Genomic DNA, 495 nt, shown 5'->3' on the forward strand with positions numbered 1-495 from the left:
AGCTGCCTCTAAGTTCGTATCTAATACGGTCTGCCTCAAGTTGGCCTTGCCCACATATTTTCCAGTATTCACATCGATTATCGTGAAAGCCTCCGTCTGATCGATCACGAGATAGCCCCCCGACGGAAGCCATGATGGAAAGATAATCGTGGACCGCTCCTATAAGGATCTTGCCGAACCATATCCAAAGCAGACCTGCCCACCACCCCCAGGCCATGGCCAGTGCGGGCCCAAGTATTGGTGCACCGCCGGCGGCCATCAATACGACCATCGTCTCTCCCACGGCGCGCATGATCCCCAAGAGACATGCTTCTACTATGCCCGGGAGGGCCGCCGGGAAGAGGACAGGGATTATCGTCTCAAGCCGTGTAATATTTATGGATGAGGGAGTTATCGTAGAAGAAGGTCCGCCTCACGAAATCTTCGTGAGGCCGAAGCAGGCCAGGACGCAGTTATTTTTGCAGAGGCTTTTGCCTCACTTCGGCAAAACTCTCG

At 54.1% G+C, this 495-nt stretch carries 2 pseudogenes; both read right to left on the minus strand.

What is annotated here, in order from left to right:
* A pseudogene (locus EZM41_RS11035) lies at window positions 1-132 on the minus strand (ribonuclease E/G); the annotation flags it as partial.
* Window positions 133-181: 49 nt separating this feature from the next.
* A pseudogene (locus EZM41_RS14400) lies at window positions 182-292 on the minus strand (hypothetical protein); the annotation flags it as partial.
* Window positions 293-495 lie beyond the last annotated feature (203 nt).

This window comes from Acetomicrobium sp. S15 = DSM 107314 (assembly GCF_016125955.1).
In the GTDB taxonomy this organism is placed as follows: Bacteria; Synergistota; Synergistia; order Synergistales; family Thermosynergistaceae; genus Thermosynergistes; species Thermosynergistes pyruvativorans.